Origin of the sequence: Rhizobium sp. NXC14 (genome assembly GCF_002117485.1) — a bacterium.
GTDB lineage: Bacteria > Pseudomonadota > Alphaproteobacteria > Rhizobiales > Rhizobiaceae > Rhizobium.
Genome location: NZ_CP021030.1, coordinates 3,682,019 through 3,700,693, shown reverse-complemented (window position 1 = coordinate 3,700,693; position 18,675 = coordinate 3,682,019). Strand labels below are relative to the sequence as shown.

The window sequence follows — 18,675 nt, the reverse complement described above, 5'->3', positions numbered from 1 at the left end:
CCTATTTCATCCTTCCGGCAAGGCCGCGCTGGAAGATGCAGATGATGGCGATCACGGCGAGATAGAAGAAGAATTCCCCGAATTCCGGCATCAGATAGCGTCCCGTCGTATCGATGGCGCCAAGCAGCAGGCAGGCAATCAGCGCGCCCGGAATGGAGCCGGCGCCGCCGACGGAGACGACGACGAGGAAGGTCACCATATAGCGAAGCGCGTAGTAAGGTTCGACCGGCAGCAGTTCGGCGCCGACCACACCGCCGAAGGCGGCAAGCCCGACGGCAACGGCAAAGCTCACCGCATAGATGATCTCGGTGCGCACGCCGAGTGCGGCAGCCATCGCCGCATCGTCGACGGAGGCGCGCAGCTTGACCCCGAAGCTCGTTCGCTCGATCGCGAACCACAGGGCGAGCGCAACGGCGAGACCGCAGAAGATGACGAAAAGCCGGTGCACGGGAATGGTGCGGAATCCGAGATCGGCCGATCCCTGCAAGGCGCCGGCAAGCGGTATCGTCTTCAGCGTCGGTCCCATCACGTAGTTCGCGATGCCGATGACGCAGAAAGTGATGCCGATTGTCATCAGCACCTGGGTCAGTTCAGGGGCGCCATAGATTCGGCGGTAGAGAAAACGCTCGAGCGGAATTGCGATGATGATCGTGACGAAGACGGCCGCGACGACTGCGACAGCATAACCAAGACCGAGGTCACGGGCGGCATAGGAGGCGATGTAGCCTCCGATCATGGCGAAGGCGCCATGCGCCAGGTTGACGACACGCATCAGCCCCATGGTCACGGAAAGGCCGATCGAGATCACGAAGAGCGCCATTCCATAGGCAAAGGCGTCGACGGCGATGCTGAAGACTGTCTGCATGAAAATACCTTACTTCGATGCGGCGGGCGCGATGCGCGAGCCCGCCGCCGGTCCGGATGCCGCAATCTTACTTGGCCGCCGCGAGGCCCGGATCGCCCTGCTTCTCGAACGTCTGGATCTCCTTGTTGATGTAGGTCCCATCATCGGCCTTGACGACTTCGCGCAGATAGATGTTCTGGGTGATGTGCCGCCTTTCCGGATCGATCGAGACCGGGCCGCGCGGGCTCACCCAGGCTAGGCCCTTGACCGCGTCGACGGCCTTCTCTGCATCCTGCTTGCCACCCGTCGCCTCGATCATCTTGTAGATGACATACATGCCGTCATAGGCGCTGACCGAGGGGAAGGAGAGCTCTGCCTTGTTGCCGATCGCCTTGGCGGCAGCCTCGACGAAGGCCTTATTCTCGGGCGAGTCGTGGGAAACGGCATAGTGGAAGGTCGTCTGGATGCCGAGTGCGGCATCGCCGAGCGCCGGCAGATCGGATTCCTGCGTCAGATCTCCCGGCGCGAAGAACTTGATTCCGGCGGCCTTCAAGCCATTCTCGTTATAGGCCTTGACGAAGCCGAGCGTCGTCGGGCCCGACGGCAAGAAGGCGAAGACGCCCTCGGCGCCGGAATCCTTGATGCGCTGCATGATCGGGCTGAAGTCGTTGGTGGCAAGCGGCATGCGGATGGCCTCGACCACCTGACCGCCGGCCTTTTCGAAGCCGGCCTTGAAGGCATTCTCGGCGTCGATGCCGGGGCCGTAATCGCTGACGACCGAGATCACTTTCTTGACGCCTGCGTCGAAAGCGACCTTGGCGATCGGCGTCGAGGTTTGCCAGGTCGTAAAGGAGGTACGCACCACGAGCGGGCTCTTGGTCACGATCGCCGAGGTGGCGGCGTTCATGATCACCATCGGCACGTTGCCCTGCTTCAGGATCGGCGTCACGGCCATGGCGTCGGGGGTGAAATAGAAGCCGGCGAGATACTGGACCTTTTCCTTGACGATCAGTTCCTGCGCCAGCGCCTTGGATTGGGCCGGATCGGCCTGCGGCACGTCGCGGTAGACGATCTCGACCGTGTCGCTGCCGACCTTGTTGCCGTTGACAGCCATATAGGCGTCGATGCCGGCCTTGAAATTCTTGCCCTGGAGCGCGAAGGGACCGGAGAACGGCCCGATGACGCCGACCTTGATGGTGTCGGCATAGGCGCTGGTGCCCATAACAATTGCCGCAGCGGCGGCCAGAAACAGCTTCCTCATTTTTCTCTCTCCCTTTTCGGCGTACTCCAGCGCCGTATTGAATTCCTGGTTAGCTTGTCATGCGAAATGGTGATGTAAAATGAAATAAATCCCCAAACACATGATTTGCCGGTTATGGTTCTGCGTGGTCATGACCACTCGTTGTTCGCTGCGTCTATGCGCGACTTTCATGCTCGATCTTCGTGTCAGAACGGCAATCCCACGTAGTTTTCCGCGAGCACCGTCGAGGCCGCACGGGAATGTGTGAGATAGTCGAGTTCGGCTTCCTGGATCTTCTGATCGAAATCGCCGGTATCGGGAAATCGGTGCATTATGGTCGTCATCCACCAGGAAAACCGCACGGCTTTCCATACGCGGGCGAGCGCCGTCTGCGAATAGGCGTCGATGCCGCTGTCGGAGCCTTCGCGGTAATGCTCGAGGAGCCCGCAGAACAGGTAATGGACATCGCTAGCTGCAAGGTTCAGCCCCTTGGCGCCGGTTGGCGGCACGATATGGGCGGCGTCGCCGACGAGAAAGAGCCGGCCGAAACGCATGGGCTCGGTAACGAAGGAGCGTAGCGGAGCGATCGATTTTTCGAAGGATGGGGCGGTCGGCATTGCTTCGGCGTGATGGGCCGGCAGGCGCCGTCTCAACTCGTCCCAGAAGCGCTCGTCGCTCCAGTCTTCGATCTTGGCGTCAAGCGGGCACTGGATATAGTAGCGGCTGCGCGTGGCCGAGCGCATCGAACAGAGCGCGAAGCCCCTCGGGTGGTTGGCGTAGATCAGTTCATGGCTGACCGGCGCCACGTCGGCGAGTAGGCCGAGCCAGCCGAAGGGATAGACCTTCTCGAAACTTCGGATCGCCCGTTCGGGAACGGCTCTGCGGCTTATTCCATGAAAGCCGTCGCAGCCGGCGATGAAATCGCAATCGATGCGGTGGCTGATACCATCCTTCGCGTAGGTAACGAAGGGCGAGCCACCGTCGAAATCATGCGGAGCCACATCGGCGGCATCATAGATCGAAAGGGCGCCACAAGCTTCCCGCCGCTCCATGAGATCGCGCGTCACCTCGGTTTGTCCGTAAACGGTCACACGCCTGCCGCCGGTCAATTCGTGAAGATCGATACGATGGTCGCGGCCGTCGAAGGCTAGCGAGAAGCCGTCATGGGGCAAGCCTTCGGCATGCAATCTTCTTCCAGCTTTGGCCTCGTCCAACAGCCCGACAGTGCCTTCCTCCAGCACGCCGGCGCGGACGCGGCCGAGGATATAGTTTTTGCTCACGCGGTCGAGGATGACGTTGTCAATTCCAGCTTCGGTCAGAAGCTGACCGAGCAGAAGGCCGGATGGCCCCGAACCGATGATGGCGACCTTAGTTCGCAAATGCTTCCTCCCTCGTATTTTTGCGTTTTGTCAGATTCTGCCGTGCCGCCATTGCCGCAACAATGGACATTCCGACCGGAAAATTGCACTTATCGAACATGGGCGCAGGAGAGACCCGATGAGCAGGCATATACCGACCTACGAGCTCTATGGCGAAAACACCGGGCGATCTCCGGAATTCTGGTTGCATTGCGAAACAATCCGCTCCCGCAGCAGCCTGCATCAATGGGAAATTCGGCTTCACCGCCACGAGAGCTTCTTTCAGATATTGTACATCGAAGCCGGTTCGGGCGATGCGATCTTCGGCAACAGGAATCACGTCATCCGCCCGCCTGCGATCATCACGGTTCCCCCTGGGCTTGATCACGGCTTTCGCTTCTCACGTGATATCGACGGCCTCGTGATCACTATCTTGAGGTCCCATCTTAGCCACCCGCCAGGCGAGCGAAGCCAGCTGGGCGAGTGGCTGGCGATGCCGCATCTGACGCCGCTCGCTCCCGATAATGCCGAGGCTGCCTATGTCATGCAGACGCTGAGGCGGCTCGGCGACGAATTCGAAAACCGCCGCGGTGGTCGCAACGAGGTATTGGCTGCCTATGTCGGGCTGGCGCTGCGGCTGACGGCGCGGATCTCGCATGAAGGACATGCACAGGAGCTTCCGTCAAACGAGAACGAGCGGCGGATGGAGATGCTGGACGAACTGATCCAGCAGCATTTTCGATCGCACAGGCCGGCGTCCTTCTACGCCAGGGAACTCGGCATTTCGTCGACGCATCTCACCCGTATCGTTCGCTCCATGACGGGAAACACCCCGCATGAGCTGATCGCCGGGAAATTGATCGAAGAGGCGAAGCGCCAGCTCGTCTTTACCATCGGCAGCGTTCAGGAGATCGGATTTCGCCTTGGCTTTGCTGATCCCGCTTATTTCTCGCGCTTCTTCCTGAAATATACGGGCGAAACGCCGCGGGTCTGGCGGATGAACGAAAAAGCTCGGCTTGAACGGGCATAGGGTCCGGCATTCGGTCATCCGACATCGCGTGCGTCAGTCGCAGATGTCTCACGCCGCCGGCCACATCCAGTTCCGCACCTCCGGCATGTCCTCGCCATGTTCCCTGACGTAATCATGATGTTCCGCGAGCTTGCCGCGGAAGGCGGCCAGCGTGTCCTTCGCCTTCTCCTTCAGGCCCGGCACGCGCTCGATGGCTTCGATGGCGAGATGGTAGCGGTCGAGTTCGTTAAGGACGGTCATGTCGAAAGGCGTGGTCGTCGTTCCCTCCTCGACGAAGCCGCGGACGTGGATGTTTTCGTGGTTGGCGCGCTTATAAGTCAGGCGATGAATGAGATAGGGATAGCCATGATAGGCGAAAATGACCGGCTTATCGGCGGTGAAGATCGCGTCGAAGGCCTCGTCGGCAAGGCCGTGCGGATGCTGGTCTCTGGATTGCAGCGCCAAGAGGTCGATGACATTGACGGTGCGGATCTTCAGCTCGGGAATGGCCTTGCGCAGAAGATCGACGGCGGCGAGCGTTTCCATGGTCGGGACATCGCCGGCGCAGGCCATGACGAGATCAGGCGAGATCGTGTCCTCCTCGTTGCTTGCCCAGTGCCAGATGCCAATGCCGGCCTCGCAATGTTTCACCGCCTCGTCCATCGACAGCCATTGCGGCTCCGGCTGCTTGCCAGCGACGATGACGTTGACGCGGTCATAGGTGCGCAGGCAATGATCGCCGACCCAGAGCAGGCTGTTGGCGTCCGGCGGCAGGTAGATGCGGACGATGTCGGCCTTCTTGTTGGCGACGAGATCGACGAAACCAGGATCCTGGTGGCTGAAGCCGTTATGGTCCTGTCGCCAGACATGCGAGGTCAGCAGGTAGTTCAGCGATGAGATCGGCTTTCGCCATTCGAGCTCGCGCGTCACCTTCAGCCATTTGGCGTGCTGGTTGAACATGGAATCGATGATGTGGATGAAGGCCTCGTAACAGGAAAAGAGGCCGTGCCGGCCAGTCAGGAGATAACCTTCCAACCAGCCCTGGCAGAGATGTTCGGAGAGCACCTCCATGACACGCCCATCGCGAGAGAGGTGGACATCATAGGGTTCGATGTCCTCCATCCAGACACGGTCGGTGACGTCGAAGACGCTGCCGAGGCGGTTCGATTCCGTCTCGTCGGGGCCGAAGATGCGGAAGTTTGCCGCCTTGGCGTTGAGCTTCATCGTGTCACGCAGGTAATGGCCAAGGATCTCCGTCGACTGGGCGACAACGCTGCCGCGCTTGCCGATGTCGACTGCATAATCCCGAATATCGGGCACGGCCAATTCCTTGCGCAGCAGGCCGCCATTGGCATGCGGATTGGCGCCCATGCGGCGTTTGGCAGCGGGGGCAAGCGCCCGCAGTTCCGGTTTCAGCCGGCCGTCGGCGCCGAAAAGGTCTTCGGGATCATAGCCGCGCATCCAGTCCTCGAGAATCTTGCGGTGGTCGTCATTCCCGCGGCAGTTGGAGACCGGCACCTGGTGGGCTCGCCAGAAATCTTCCACCTTCTTGCCGTCGACCTCCTTTGGGCCTGTCCAACCCTTGGGGCTGCGCAGCACAATCATTGGCCAGCGCGGGCAGCCGGCTGTGCTCTTGCCGCTGCGGGCTTGCTCCTGGATCTCGCGGATGCGCTCGAAGACCCGGTCCAGCGTCGCAGCCATTTGTTGGTGCATGTCGCGCGGCTCATGGCCGGTGACGAAAAGCGGCTCGTAGCCGTAGCCTTCGAAGAGACGTCGGAGGTCGTCGTCACCCGCCCGGCCTAAAATGGTCGGATTGGCGATCTTATAGCCGTTCAGATGCAGGATCGGCAGAACGGCGCCGTCGCGGGCGGGATTGAGGAACTTGTTGGAATGCCAGCTGGCGGCGAGCGGCCCGGTTTCGGCCTCACCGTCGCCGACTATGCAGGCGACGGTGAGGTCGGGATTGTCGAAGGCGGCGCCATAGGCATGGACGAGGGCGTAGCCGAGTTCGCCGCCCTCATGGATCGACCCCGGTGTTTCCGGCGCCGCATGGCTTGGAATGCCGCCGGGAAAGGAAAATTGGCGGAAGAGCCTGCGCATCCCCTCGGCGTCTTCGGAAATATCGGGATAGATTTCGCTGTAGGTGCCTTCGAGATAGGTGTTGGCGACCATGCCCGGCCCGCCGTGACCGGGGCCGCATATGTAGATGACGTCGAGATCGCGGGCTCGGATGAGGCGGTTCAGATGCGCATAGATGAAGTTGAGGCCGGGCGTCGTGCCCCAGTGGCCGAGCAGACGGGGCTTGATGTGCTCTGACTTCAGCGGCTCGCGCAGCAGCGGATTGGCAAGCAGGTAGATCTGGCCGACCGAGAGATAGTTGGCGGCCCGCCAGTAGCGGTCGATCAGGGTCAGTTCAGCATCGGTCAGGGCGGCGGCGGTCGAGACATGCTTTTCCATTGGCTTCTCCCGTTCGAAAACACGTTCAACGTCAGTTCTAGCCGTTAGCGCCGGCGCGCCATTGATCTGGATCAGCGGGCGCGAAGAACGGACAGCGCTTCATCGGCGATCACCTGTTCTTCGTCCGTGGCAATGACATGGGCGACAATGCGGCTTTCCCTGGTGCTGATCGTGAAACCATTGGCGGCATTGGCCTTCTCGTCGATCGAAAGGCCAAGCCAGGACAGGCGTTTCGCCACGCCGGCGCGGATTTCCGGCTGATGCTCGCCAATTCCGGCGGTGAAGACGATGGCATCGAGGCCGCGGAGGGTTACCGCCATGCGGCCGATCTCGCCGGCAATGCGCAGTGTGAAAAGGTCGATCGCCTGGCGCGCTTCCGGCCGGCTGTCCTTCAACAGATCGCGCGTGTCGGCGCTGATGCCGGAGACGCCGAGCAGGCCTGAGCGGTGATAGAGCAGATCCTCGATCTCACCCAGAGACCGTTTTCTCTCTCCTGCCAGGTGCAGGATCACGCCGGGATCGAGGCAGCCCGGGCGTGTCGCCATCGGGATGCCGTCGAGGGTCGAAAACCCCATGCTGCAATCGCGGCTGATGCCGTCTTCCATCGCACAGAGGCTGGCGCCGCTGCCAAGATGGGCGACCACAGCCCTGACCGTATGCGGTGCCTTGCGAGCGAGTTCACTGGCGATGAACTTATAAGAAAGCCCGTGGAAGCCGTAACGCTTGATGCCCTCCTCATGCAGGGAACGGGGTATGGCGAGGCGGCGCACGAGATCGTCCTGCGTAGCATGGAAGGCCGTGTCGAAGGAGGCTGTCTGGACAAGATGCGGCTTCAGGTGACGGAGCGCGCGGATGAAGCGCAGCGCTTGCGGTTGGTGCAGGGGAGCGAGCGGGATCAGCGCTTCGATCCCATCGGTGGCGACGTCATCAAGCGCGACGGCGCTCGTGAAGCGCTCGCCCCCATGGACGACGCGGTGGCCGGCTACGGCCGCCGCTGCCATATCGAAGTGATCGGCGAGACGCGTGAAGGTCTCGTCGATGACCCCGTGCAGATCGTCCGTCACCTCCGCCTTCAGGGACATATCGAATGTCTGCGATCCCTTGGTCAGGACAAGCGAGAGCGGCTCGGCGCGGAGATCGATGACGCCCTTTCCTAGGTGTCGTGCCTCGGCACCATCAATCGAGAAGACGCCGACCTTCACCGTCGATGAGCCGGCGTTGAATGTCAGGAGGAGGTCGGTGGATGACATGTCTTCAGAGACTCCGCACAGTCGTCACGATGACCGAACTTAGCGCCGAAACTCCCGCCGGAAAGGCATGGCCGCCCGAGCGCCACATGCTGACGGTGCGTGGCAGCCTTGGGACAGTTTTGTCGAATTACGCGAGGGTCAGGCGGTTGACGCCAGATTGGCGTTGCGATCGCGGATGAAGATGCTCGCCTCGGCGGCGGGCATCGCCTTACCGAAAAGATAGCCTTGGCCGATGTCGCAGCCGAGCTGCAGCAGGAAGGCAAGCTGGCCATGCTCCTCGACACCTTCCGCAGTCGTCTTGATGTTGAGGCTTCTGCTGAGGCCAAGCATGGCGCGGACGATTTTTTCCTGGCGTTCGTCGTCGCGATAGGTGGCGATGAAGCTCTTGTCGATCTTGATCTTGTCGAAGCGGTAGCGGGCGAGCTGGGCAAGGCTCGAATAGCCCGTACCGAAATCGTCGAGAGCGATCTGGATGCCGGCCGCATGCAGCTCTTCGAGAATGATGGCGGCGATAGCGGGATCCTGGATCAGCGCGTTTTCGGTGATCTCAATCTCCAGGCGTTGCGGCGGCAGCCGGCTTGCTGAAAGGACCTTGAGGATGCGGGAGGCCAGCAGCCTGTCTTCCATCTGCACCGGCGACACATTGAAGGACAACGTGACATGCGCTGGCCAAGTGAGCGCATCGCCGCAGGCCTGCGCAAGGAGATCCTCGAACAGGGCGGTGATCATCCCGGTTTCCTCGGCAATGTCGATGAAAACAGGCGGCGGAATATTGATACCATCCTCGCCGACCCAGCGCGCGAGGGCTTCGAAACCGCAAAGCCGGCCGGTTTTCAAATCAATCAAAGGTTGATAGAAAGGCATGATCGCCTTGTCGGCGATTGCCGCGCGCAGCCTGCTTTCCAGAGAGGCACGTTCCGTTACCTTGTCCTGCATCGAAGCTTCGAAGACGAGATAATGGTTGGGGCCGCGTGATTTGGCCTCATACATGGCGAGATCCGCACGGTGGGCGGCGTCTTCCAGCGGCTCGCTGCCCTCAAGCCAGCGATCGTAGCCGACGCTGGCGCCGACTTCGACGGCAAAGCCATCGATATGGATCGGCCGGGTGACTGCCTGGATCAGCAACTTGGCGAAACGCTCCTCGCGCTCTGCCGTCAGGGAAAAGGCGACGATGATGAATTCGTCACCGCCGAAGCGGTAAACGCAATCCGCGTTGCCAAGCGCGCAGATGCGTCTGGCAACTTCGACCAGCAACACGTCGCCGCCCTTGTGGCCGACGAGATCGTTGACTTTTTTGAAGCCGTCGAGGTCGACGGAGAAGATCGTGACGTTGTCGTCCCATTCCTCGATCTTGCCCTCGTCGCTTCCGACCGGCCGTGAGAGGATTTTGCGCTCGAAGGCGTAGCGGTTCGGCAGCTTGGTCAGATGGTCGTGGGTTGCCGTCCAATCGGCCTTTGCCTGTTCGGTGGCGCGCAGCTCCATTTCCTTGCGCAGGTCGGCGATGCGAAGCACCGAATAGATGAAGCTCATCGCGCCAGCGATGCCGAGAGCCAGAACGAGCTTATCCGCCCCGTACTCGCCGAAACCGGTCATGAAGGAGACGAGGCGGTCGTCGAAGTGCAGCACCGTGCCGAGGATCCAGAGGGTTACTCCGAAAACCACAACCGACACGCATTGCCTTCCGGCCCTGCTTCGGAAAAACGCAGGCATTATCGCATTCTCCATCTCCACCCTCTGCCGGACTATCAGGAAAATCTGAAATGTTCGTTGAAACCATAAGGCGAATTGTTGAAGGTGGCAGCCCGTCCGTTGCGGTGCTGTCGGGACGTCGGCTGCGCTACGGCGTTTCGCTGGTGCTGCTTCGAAGACTAGAGATTGTCCGGATTCAAGACGAGGGGAGCCTCACGAAAGAACGAGGGCGAGCGTGCTGTCGCATCGCTCGCCCTGTCTCGCTCTTCAGGCGGTGACGATCAGCAGCGGAACGCTGACGACCAGACCGACCATAACTAAGGTGAACGTCACGACCCTCATCAAGCGCAGGCGCCGCGTACGCTCCCCACTCCAATCATATGCCATAGCTTCCGTCTCCTTGGGACAAGGAAGTAGTCCCGGTCAGACCCGGTTCAATAGAGATGACGCGATTTGCTTGCGTAAGGCTGGATAGTATGAGGGATGTCTAATTCTCTAGAGGCGCAGCGACCAGCGCTGTCCATTGCTGGTCATCCGAACGACCACCAGCGGCTCGACGTCGACGAGCCAGAAGGAGGGGAGGGGAGCCTGAAGCACATGCGCAATCGCTGTTCTTATAATCGGTGCGTGGGTGACGGCTATCACATGACCGCCGAGCGTGGATTGTTCATCCATCCAGCCGGCGACGCGCGTCCGCAGACCGAGAAAACTGTCGCCGCCATGTGGGGCGGCTTCCGGATCGCTCATCCAAGCCATGAGGTTCTCCGGCTCTTCGGTGCCGATTGCCGCAATCGGCCTGCCGGCCCAGCGGCCATTGTCGCAGTCGGCAAGCCGCTGTTCTATTTGAGCGTCGAGACCGAGGGCTGTAGCGGTCTGGCGGGCACGCAAAGCCGGGCTAGTGACGATCCGGTCGGCCTGAGGCAGGGCGGTCATCCGGCCGGCTTCTTCAGCGGCCTTGTCTTCCAGCGGCTCATCCAGCGGGAACAGGGCCTTGCGGCTTGCCGCCGTGGCGCCGTGACAGATCCAGGTGAGGCGGGTATTCACGGTTGTTCCGATCATCGCAATATGGTGGGGACGACCCTTCGACGGCGTCTCGAAGTTTCGTTGACAGTCTCTTCGGCGTCCAGATATAACCGTGCTGTTGCGGGTTTGGAAGCCGGTGGAAATCCGGCGCGGTCGCGCCACTGTGACCAGCGTGTCGAAGTTCTTTACGCTGGAAGTCAGACCCTGCCGCACAACACTCTTTCGACTGAACGCGTCATTCCGGAGGGATACATGTCTGACACCACTTTCGCGCCCGTTGCGGCACCGGCGCCAATCCCTGTAGGGGAAATCCTGCCCTGGGCGGTTTTCGGCGGCCTGCTGATGCTCATCGTTCTTTATTTCGTCGGCACCGAGGAAGGCGCGATGGCGCTGTTCAACGGCATGTATGTGCACGAATTCGTGCATGACGGCCGCCATCTGCTCGGCTTTCCCTGCCACTAAAGCGCATCGCGATCTTTCAGATTCGCTTCTCGCGCTTTAGGTCTTTGTTTACACATGTCGTTGTCGCAAAACCGCTGCACACTTTTGCGCGACATGCTTAGGGGGAATACTGACATGGTTGGAAGGCTTCTGCTTCGCGGCATGCTCGCGGGCCTGATTGCTGGCATCCTCGTTTTCGCTTTCGCCCATATCTTCGGCGAGCCGCTGGTTGATGCGGCAATCGCCTTCGAGGAGGCGAGCGCTGAGGCGGCGGGCGAAGCTGCCGAACCTGAAATCGTCAGCCGGGCCACGCAGGCTGGTCTCGGCCTTTTCACCGGCGTCATGGCCTACAGTATCGCCGTCGGTGGGCTCTTTTCGCTCGCCTTCGCCTTCGTACATGGCCGCTTCAGCAGCCTCTCGGCGCGCGGCACCTCGGCCGTCATCGCCATTGCCGCCTTCGTGGCAGTGGTGCTTGTTCCCGGAATCAAATATCCGGCCACCCCCCCGGCGGTCGGCAATCCCGAAACGATCGGCGTCAGGACCGAGCTGTTCTTCCTGATGATTGTCGTTTCGCTCGCCTCGCTGGTTGCCGCGATCGCGCTGTCGCGCCGCCTTGGCGAGCGCTTCGGTCTCTGGAACGGCGCGATCATCGCCGGCATCGCCTATCTCGTCTTCATCGGCTTCGTGCTTTATCTGTTGCCGCCGATCAACGAGGTGCCCGAGAATTTCTCGGCGATGGTACTCTGGCGGTTCCGCACCACCTCGCTCGGCATGCATGCGATCCTTTGGGCAACGCTCGGTCTGGTTTTCGGAGCGCTGGCAGAAAGGGGTCTTGCCGCCAAGAGTGGACTGCGGCCGGCGTTCCGGTGATGCGGCATATCGGAAGGTTTGCCTTTCTCGGTCTCATCGCGAGCCTGTTGCCAATGTTTATCGGAAATGCTTTCGGCCATGGGAGCAGCTCTGGCGGCTCCGATACCGGGCTCGATATTCCGGCAATTTCCCACGGCGAGATGGCGATCATTTCGGAGTATCGCAGCAGCATCAGCATGCTGGCGTCACGGGCTGCCGATACGAACGAATCGTTCCGGCGTGTCCTGAACTACGCCGAAATCCAGTATTCCTATTGCCTCTGGGGTCGGATGCCCGGCAGCGTGACGGACGAGGAGAGCCCGTTCAACGAATGCGCCCATGCCTATCTCGCGGCGACGAAAGCCGTGCTGCTGGCGATGCGTGAGATGCCGCGGGAGGCAACCGCGGCGGGCGAAATCATCTCGGCCATCGACGCCGAGATGGCGGGTCGCGGGCTTGCCTTTATTACCTGCCAGTTCAGCGGCGAGGCATTCAATACCGCCAATATCGTCAAGCCGAGCTGGAGCAAGGTGCCGCTGCATCCTGCCAGCATGGCGTCTCTGACGGCGTTGGCCGCCATGTTGGGGCTTGCCATCCTGACGCTTCGCCGTTTCCTGCGGCCGAAGGCTCAGTCGTCGGAATAGCGCTGCTCGCGCCACGGATCGCCATACATATGGTAGCCGTTCTTTTCCCAGAAGCCGGCCTCGTCGGCGGCGAGCAACTCGATGCGGCGCAGCCATTTGGCGCTTTTCCAGAAATAAAGATGCGGCACGACGAGGCGCATTGGGCCGCCGTGCTCCGGTGTCAGCGGCAGGCCTTCCCAGGAGGTCGCCAGGATCGCATCCTCGGCGGCGAAATCGGCGAGCGGCAGATTGGTGGTGTAGCCGTCATAGCTCGTCAGCATCACGTAGGCTGCTTCCGGTTTCGGCATGGCGCGATCGAGCAGATCGCGCGTCGATACGCCCTTCCATGTGTTGTCGTAGCGCGACCAGGTGGTGACGCAGTGGATGTCGCTCACCCCAGTGCTCTGCTCCATCGCCTGGAAATCGGCCCAGGTGAGGGTGAGAGGCGTTTCGACCAGACCACGCACTTCAAGCCGCCAGCTCTCGGTTGAGATGACCGGCTGCTGGCCGAGATCGAGCACCGGCCAATTCTTGACGAGGTGCTGGCCGGGCGGCAGGCGCTCGGTCTCGGGCCTGCTGATGCGCCCGGTCAGGAACTTGCCCTCTGACGCCCAGCGGCGCTTGGAGTTGGTGAGTTTGCTGTCGGCGGGCGTTTGGTCGTCGCTCATGAATGGGTTTCCTTGCGGTGCAGCAATAGGACATCCGTCCCTGCCGAGTGTCAAGTTCCGGTGAGCCCTTGGAAATCCTCGCTTGCCTCATTAAACTGAGCCGTCGGGCATGCCTTGCTGGGGAGTGAAGGCAGAAAGGGAGGAGCCGGATCTGTCTTCGAAATATCGTGCCATCGCGGCGCTGCTGGTGGTGCCGTTTGTGATCTTCGCCTTCTTCACCTATGGAAGCGCGATTGCGACGCGCGCCTATATGCAGGAGGCTTCCGCTCAGGCGGGAACGGCGCTGCGCCTTGCCGTCTCGGCGCTCAGCGGCCACCTCAACCGCTACGAGGCGCTGCCGGCGCTGATCGCCGATCACGACGATATCAAGGAACTGGTGAGCGCGCCCAACGATATGGCGCTGCGTGATGCGGCCAATCTCTATCTCAAGGAGATCAACGGGCTTTTAAAATCCTCCGACATCTATGTGGTGAAGCCGGACGGGGAGACGATCGCGGCGAGCAATTACGATGGACCGGGGAGCTTCGTCGGCCAGAATTTCAATTACCGGCCCTATTTCCAGGAGGCGATCGAAGGCCGGCAGGCGCGGTTTTACGCACTTGGCACCACATCGCTAAAGCGAGGATATTATTTTTCGGCTCCGATCAGGGTCGGTGCGGACATTCGCGGCGTCATCGTCTTCAAGGTCGATATCGACATGATCGAATCCTCCTGGAGCGGTGGCGAATACAAGATCTTCGTCTCCGATCCCGAGGGCATCATCTTCATGTCCGGCAGCCCGGAATGGCTCTATGGCGCGATCCTGCCGCTGACCGCCGATCGTATTGCCCGCACCGAGGCGTCGCGGCGATACGCCAATGCGAAGCTGACGGCGCTGCCGGTGACGCGCCATCGCTTCGAGCCGCATGATCTGATGACGCTTGCGAGTGATCGGGGCGCAAGCGAGTATCTGGTGCTGTCGCATTACATGCCGGCCGAGGACTGGACGGTGAATGTGCTGATGGAGACAAGCTCCATCCGCGCTCAGGCGCGCACCGCGCTTGTCGCCGTCTTTCTCATCCTTTGCATCGCCGGCCTTGCTGTCGCGGTCATTCGCCAGCGGCGGGCGCGACTTGCCGAGCGCATGCAGATGCAGGCCGAAGCGCGGGGTGAGCTCGAGCGGCGGGTGGAGGAGCGCACGGCGGATCTTGCCCGCGTCAACAGCCGCATCGAGGAGGAGATCGCCGAGCGGCGGCTGACCGAGCAGCAGCTTCGCCAGACCCAGGCCGATCTCATCCAGGCGGGCAAACTCGCTGGGCTCGGGCAGATGTCGGCTGCCCTTTCGCATGAATTCAATCAGCCGCTCGCCGCCGCCAAGACCTACACGGACAGTGCCTCGGTGCTGATCGATCGAGGCCGGACGGAGGAGGCGCGCGACAATATAAGGCGGATCGGCGGGTTGATCGACCGCATGGCCGCAATCAGCCGGCACCTGCGCAATTTTGCCCGCAAGCCGAACGAGAAGCTCGGGCCCGTTTCACTCGACGAGGCGATGCGCGATACACTCGAGATCATCGCCTGGCGGCTGAAGGCGGCGGACGCCGAGCTCCGGCTCGATCTCGGAACGCACCCGCCGGTGGTGCGCGCCGGCTCGGTGCGGCTGCAGCAGGTGCTGGTGAATGTGATCTCCAACGCGGCCGATGCGGTGGAGGGGTTGGATGACAGGCGCATTGAGGTTTCGGCTTTCGAGGAGGCCGGCAAGGTGGTGCTGACGGTGCGCGATCACGGACCGGGCGTGTCGGCGGCCATCGCCGAGCGCATCTTCGATCCCTTCTTCACGACCAAGGGTGTCGGCAAGGGGCTCGGCTTGGGGCTTTCGATCTCCTACAACATCGTTAAGGATTTCGGCGGCAGCCTGACGGCTGCCAATCATTCCGAAGGGGGCGCGGTGTTCCGCATCGAGCTGCAATCGGCGGCAGGGCTGATTCCGGAGGCGGCGGAATGAATGATGCGAAGATCCTGCTCGTCGACGACGAGGAAGAATTGCGCCGCTCGACGGCGCAGGCGCTGGAACTCTCCGGCTTCAGCGTCGAGACCTTTTCGAGCGGCGAACATGTGCTGGAACTGATTGGCTACAGTTTTCCCGGCGTCGTCGTCAGCGATATCCGAATGCCCGGCATTGATGGAATGACTTTGATGCAGAAGATCCGTGAGATCGATCAGGAGGTGCCCGTGATCCTCGTCACCGGCCACGGCGATGTACAGCTCGCGGTCAAGGCGATGCGCGAAGGCGCCTATGATTTCATCGAGAAGCCGTTCACGCCTGAAATGCTCGCCGGCGTCATTCGCCGAGCGATGGAGCGGCGCGGGCTGGTGCTCGAAAACCGACTGCTGAAGGCGGTTGCCGGCAAACGCGACGACATCGAGGCGCGGCTGCCGGGGCGCACGCAGGTGATGGTGGATCTGCGCTATCGCATCCGCGCGATCGGCGCCAGCGATGCCGATACGCTGATCGTCGGTGATACCGGGGCGGGCAAGGAGGTCGTGGCCCGCGCACTTCACGATATCAGCGCCCGGGCGAGCCGGCCGTTCATTGCGATCAACTGCGCCGCGCTGCCGGCGAACCTGATCGAGAGCGAGCTCTTCGGCCACGAGCCTGGCGCCTTCCCGGGCGCGGTCAGGCCGCGTTACGGGAAGTTCGAACATGGGCGCGGCGGCACCATCCTGCTCGACGAGATCGGCTCCATGCCCTTCGATCTGCAGGCGAAGTTCTTGCGGGTGCTGCAGGAGCGGGTGATCTCCAGGCTCGGATCGAACGAGGTCGTGCCGCTCGACGTGCGCTTCATCGCGACGAGCAAAGTAGACCTAGAGGCGGAGGTAGCCGCTGGCCGCTTTCGCGCCGATCTGTTTTACCGACTGAACGTCGCGACGCTGCATGTGCCGTCGCTGTCGCAGCGGCGGGCGGACATTCCGCTGCTTTTCCTGCAACTGTTGCGCGAAGCGGCCGCCCGCTACGGCCGCGACGAGGTGGCCGTGCCGCCGGAGGTGATCTCCGACATCGCCCAGCGCGACTGGCCCGGCAATGTGCGGGAACTGAGGAATGCCGCCGACCGTCTGGTCCTGGGTCTCGACAATGGCGGACGGCATACCGAGGAGGCAATCGGACTTGCAGAGCGGGTCGCCGAATTCGAGCGAGGGATTATCGCCAGCGCGCTGGTGGCGCATGGGGGCAGCCTCAGGCCTGTTTATGAATCCCTCGGCATCTCCCGCAAGACCCTTTACGAAAAGATGCAGAAATACGGCCTCGACAAGCGGATGCTGACGACCGAAAGCTGATCCTGGTTTGCGTCGTGCATTCTCCGGGACAATGGTGCTCCAGCCCTGGAACGTTGCGCGTTGGGTGGAAATCCACCCATCGCCTATGCCGTTTGTTTCCAAATCGACCCATGCTGCATTGCACTGCCGCAGAATCATCTTGCGGAAGCGACGGTAATGATTGCGGCGCGATTTCTCTCGGCGGCAAATAGGTCATCCCCGGCGCGGAGGATGTGTCGGCGGGGTTGCTGTTTCATCAGGGAGGAAACGATGAAAATCCTGAAGGCCGTGCTCGGCCTGACCGCGGCTGCCGCGGTCTCTCTTCTCGCCGGCGTCGCTTCGGCGCAGACCTACCCCGAACGCACCATCACCATGGTCGTCCCCTTTGCGGCGGGCGGCCCCACCGACACGGTTGCGCGCCTTGTGGCGGAATCCATGTCGAAGGATCTCGGCCAGCAGATCGTCGTTGAAAATGTCGGCGGCGCCGGCGGCACGCTCGGCGCCGGCCGGGTGGCGAGCGCCAATCCCGATGGTTACACCATCCTGTTGCACCATATCGGCATGGCGACCAGCGCCACGCTCTATCGCAAGCTCGCCTACGACACGCTCGGCGCCTTCGAATATGTCGGCCTCGTCACCGAGGTGCCGATGACGATCGTCGCACGCAAGGATTTCGAGCCGAGTGATCTCAAGGGACTGATCGACTACGTCAAGGCCAACAAGGACAAGGTGACGGTCGCCAATGCCGGCATCGGTGCGGCTTCGCATCTCTGCGGCATGATGTTCATGAGCGCCATCCAGACGCCACTCACGACCGTACCCTATAAAGGAACCGGCCCTGCGATGACGGATCTGCTCGGCGGCCAGGTCGATATCATGTGCGACCAGACCACCAACACGACGAAACAGATTAAGGGCGGCACGATCAAGGCCTATGCGGTGACCTCGCCGAAGCGTCTCGAGGTGTTGAAGGATGTACCGACGGCTGTCGAAGCCGGCCTGCCGGGCTTCGAAGTGGGCATATGGCACGGCATCTACACACCGAAGGGTACGCCGGCCGCGATCAACGAGCGCCTGTCCAAGTCGCTGCAGCTGGCGCTGAAGGATCCGAATGTCAGCGCCCGCTTCGCCGAACTCGGCACGGCGCCGTCTTCCGATGCGGATGCAACGCCTGCTGCTTTGAAAGCGAAGCTGGAAAACGAGATAGCCCGCTGGAAGCCGGTGATCGAGGCTGCCGGGGAATATGCGGACTAGTGAGGGATGTGCCAGGAATAGCCCCTCACCCTAACCCTCTCCCCTAAACGGGGAGAGGGGACTTGCCATGCGAGACGTGGCGGGGGACGGAGAGGCTGCGGCATGTTCCCTTCTCCCCGCGAGCGGGGAGAAGGTGCCGGCAGGCGGATGAGGGGCCATCGCGGCAGTGACGGCATCACGTGAACCATCTCCAACTTCAGGAGACACCATGAAATCTATCAGTCTCGATAGCACCAATGCGATCTGCGGTGCGCTTTTCGTCGCGATCGGCGCTTTCTTTGCCTATCAGTCGGTCGGGCTCGACCTCGGCACGGCATTGCGCATGGGCCCCGGCTATTTTCCGTTTATCCTTGCCTGCGCGCTGATACTTCTCGGCGCGATCATCTTCATTCAGGCGATGCGTGTGGAGGGGGAGCCGGTCGATCCGTTCGCCTGGCGCGGTATGCTCTTCATTCTGCCGGCTCCCGTATTCTTCGGATTGACGGTGCGCGGGCTCGGATTTGCGCCGGCGCTGTTCTTCACCGCCTTTATCGCCTGCTTTGCGTCGCGCAAGATGAATCTGGTGTTCGCGGTCATCCTGTCGCTGCTGCTGACGGTCTTTTCGGTCGCCGTCTTCAGCTATGGGCTCGGACTGCCGTTCGAGCGTTTCGGGCCCTGGGTCCGGTTCTAGGAGGCG

General features: G+C 61.6%; 16 protein-coding genes and 1 riboswitch. Of the genes, 8 read left to right on the top strand and 8 right to left on the bottom strand.

Annotated features, from left to right (window positions below):
* Window position 1 precedes the first annotated feature (1 nt).
* The 3 genes from NXC14_RS18105 to pobA form a co-directional block, all read right to left on the bottom strand.
* Complete coding sequence (locus NXC14_RS18105; protein WP_085779307.1) at window positions 2–865, bottom strand: branched-chain amino acid ABC transporter permease; 864 nt, start codon at window positions 863–865, stop codon at window positions 2–4.
* A 67-nt stretch (window positions 866–932) separates the two neighbouring features.
* A complete protein-coding gene (locus NXC14_RS18100) occupies window positions 933–2,105 on the bottom strand; it encodes an ABC transporter substrate-binding protein (RefSeq protein WP_085779306.1) in 1,173 nt (390 codons plus the stop codon).
* Between the two features lie 185 nt (window positions 2,106–2,290).
* Window positions 2,291–3,463: a 4-hydroxybenzoate 3-monooxygenase gene (gene pobA, locus NXC14_RS18095; RefSeq protein ID WP_085779305.1), complete on the bottom strand. Its 1,173-nt coding sequence runs from the start codon at window positions 3,461–3,463 to the stop codon at window positions 2,291–2,293.
* A gap of 118 nt (window positions 3,464–3,581) precedes the next feature.
* Here pobA and NXC14_RS18090 point away from each other — a divergent pair, with 118 nt between their 5' ends.
* A complete protein-coding gene (locus NXC14_RS18090) occupies window positions 3,582–4,472 on the top strand; it encodes a helix-turn-helix domain-containing protein (protein WP_085779304.1) in 891 nt (296 codons plus the stop codon).
* Window positions 4,473–4,520: 48 nt separating this feature from the next.
* Here the strand turns inward: NXC14_RS18090 and NXC14_RS18085 are convergent, their stop codons facing one another.
* The 4 genes from NXC14_RS18085 to NXC14_RS18070 all read right to left on the bottom strand — a co-directional run bounded on the left by NXC14_RS18085 (window position 4,521) and on the right by NXC14_RS18070 (window position 10,891).
* Window positions 4,521–6,908, bottom strand: a complete 2,388-nt coding sequence (locus NXC14_RS18085) for a phosphoketolase family protein (protein ID WP_085779303.1) — start codon at window positions 6,906–6,908, stop codon at window positions 4,521–4,523.
* Window positions 6,909–6,979: 71 nt separating this feature from the next.
* Window positions 6,980–8,158 (bottom strand): acetate/propionate family kinase, encoded by a 1,179-nt coding sequence (locus tag NXC14_RS18080; RefSeq protein WP_085779302.1) that lies wholly within the window; start codon window positions 8,156–8,158, stop codon window positions 6,980–6,982.
* Window positions 8,159–8,296: 138 nt separating this feature from the next.
* Complete coding sequence (locus NXC14_RS18075; RefSeq protein ID WP_085779301.1) at window positions 8,297–9,868, bottom strand: bifunctional diguanylate cyclase/phosphodiesterase; 1,572 nt, start codon at window positions 9,866–9,868, stop codon at window positions 8,297–8,299.
* 474 nt (window positions 9,869–10,342) lie between these two features.
* Window positions 10,343–10,891 carry a histidine phosphatase family protein gene (locus NXC14_RS18070; RefSeq protein WP_085780182.1) on the bottom strand — a complete coding sequence of 183 codons (549 nt, stop codon included), beginning with the start codon at window positions 10,889–10,891 and terminating at the stop codon, window positions 10,343–10,345.
* Window positions 10,892–10,947: 56 nt separating this feature from the next.
* Window positions 10,948–11,097, top strand: a riboswitch (cobalamin riboswitch).
* A 25-nt stretch (window positions 11,098–11,122) separates the two neighbouring features.
* Here NXC14_RS18070 and NXC14_RS18065 point away from each other — a divergent pair.
* The 3 genes from NXC14_RS18065 to NXC14_RS18055 all read left to right on the top strand — a co-directional run bounded on the left by NXC14_RS18065 (window position 11,123) and on the right by NXC14_RS18055 (window position 12,804).
* On the top strand, window positions 11,123–11,332 hold the full coding sequence (locus NXC14_RS18065; RefSeq protein WP_085779300.1) for a CbtB domain-containing protein: 210 nt from the start codon (window positions 11,123–11,125) through the stop codon (window positions 11,330–11,332).
* A 114-nt stretch (window positions 11,333–11,446) separates the two neighbouring features.
* Window positions 11,447–12,181, top strand: coding sequence for a CbtA family protein (locus NXC14_RS18060; RefSeq protein ID WP_085779299.1), 735 nt, complete (start codon window positions 11,447–11,449; stop codon window positions 12,179–12,181).
* 53 nt (window positions 12,182–12,234) lie between these two features.
* Entirely contained in the window at window positions 12,235–12,804 is a 570-nt protein-coding gene (locus NXC14_RS18055) for a hypothetical protein (protein ID WP_245362107.1), read from the top strand.
* Here NXC14_RS18055 and NXC14_RS18050 read toward each other — a convergent pair.
* Entirely contained in the window at window positions 12,789–13,451 is a 663-nt protein-coding gene (locus tag NXC14_RS18050; protein WP_085779297.1) for a sulfite oxidase-like oxidoreductase, read from the bottom strand. The two genes, NXC14_RS18055 and NXC14_RS18050, sit on opposite strands and share 16 nt — an antisense overlap.
* A gap of 109 nt (window positions 13,452–13,560) precedes the next feature.
* Here NXC14_RS18050 and NXC14_RS18045 point away from each other — a divergent pair, with 109 nt between their 5' ends.
* The 4 genes from NXC14_RS18045 to NXC14_RS18030 all read left to right on the top strand — a co-directional run bounded on the left by NXC14_RS18045 (window position 13,561) and on the right by NXC14_RS18030 (window position 18,669).
* Window positions 13,561–15,435, top strand: a complete 1,875-nt coding sequence (locus tag NXC14_RS18045) for a sensor histidine kinase (RefSeq protein ID WP_281064500.1) — start codon at window positions 13,561–13,563, stop codon at window positions 15,433–15,435.
* Window positions 15,432–16,766, top strand: a complete 1,335-nt coding sequence (locus NXC14_RS18040) for a sigma-54 dependent transcriptional regulator (RefSeq protein ID WP_085779296.1) — start codon at window positions 15,432–15,434, stop codon at window positions 16,764–16,766. Before NXC14_RS18045 ends, NXC14_RS18040 begins: the two co-directional genes overlap by 4 nt.
* A gap of 249 nt (window positions 16,767–17,015) precedes the next feature.
* Complete coding sequence (locus NXC14_RS18035) at window positions 17,016–17,999, top strand: tripartite tricarboxylate transporter substrate-binding protein (protein WP_085779295.1); 984 nt, start codon at window positions 17,016–17,018, stop codon at window positions 17,997–17,999.
* A 208-nt stretch (window positions 18,000–18,207) separates the two neighbouring features.
* Window positions 18,208–18,669 (top strand): tripartite tricarboxylate transporter TctB family protein, encoded by a 462-nt coding sequence (locus NXC14_RS18030; protein WP_085779294.1) that lies wholly within the window; start codon window positions 18,208–18,210, stop codon window positions 18,667–18,669.
* Window positions 18,670–18,675 lie beyond the last annotated feature (6 nt).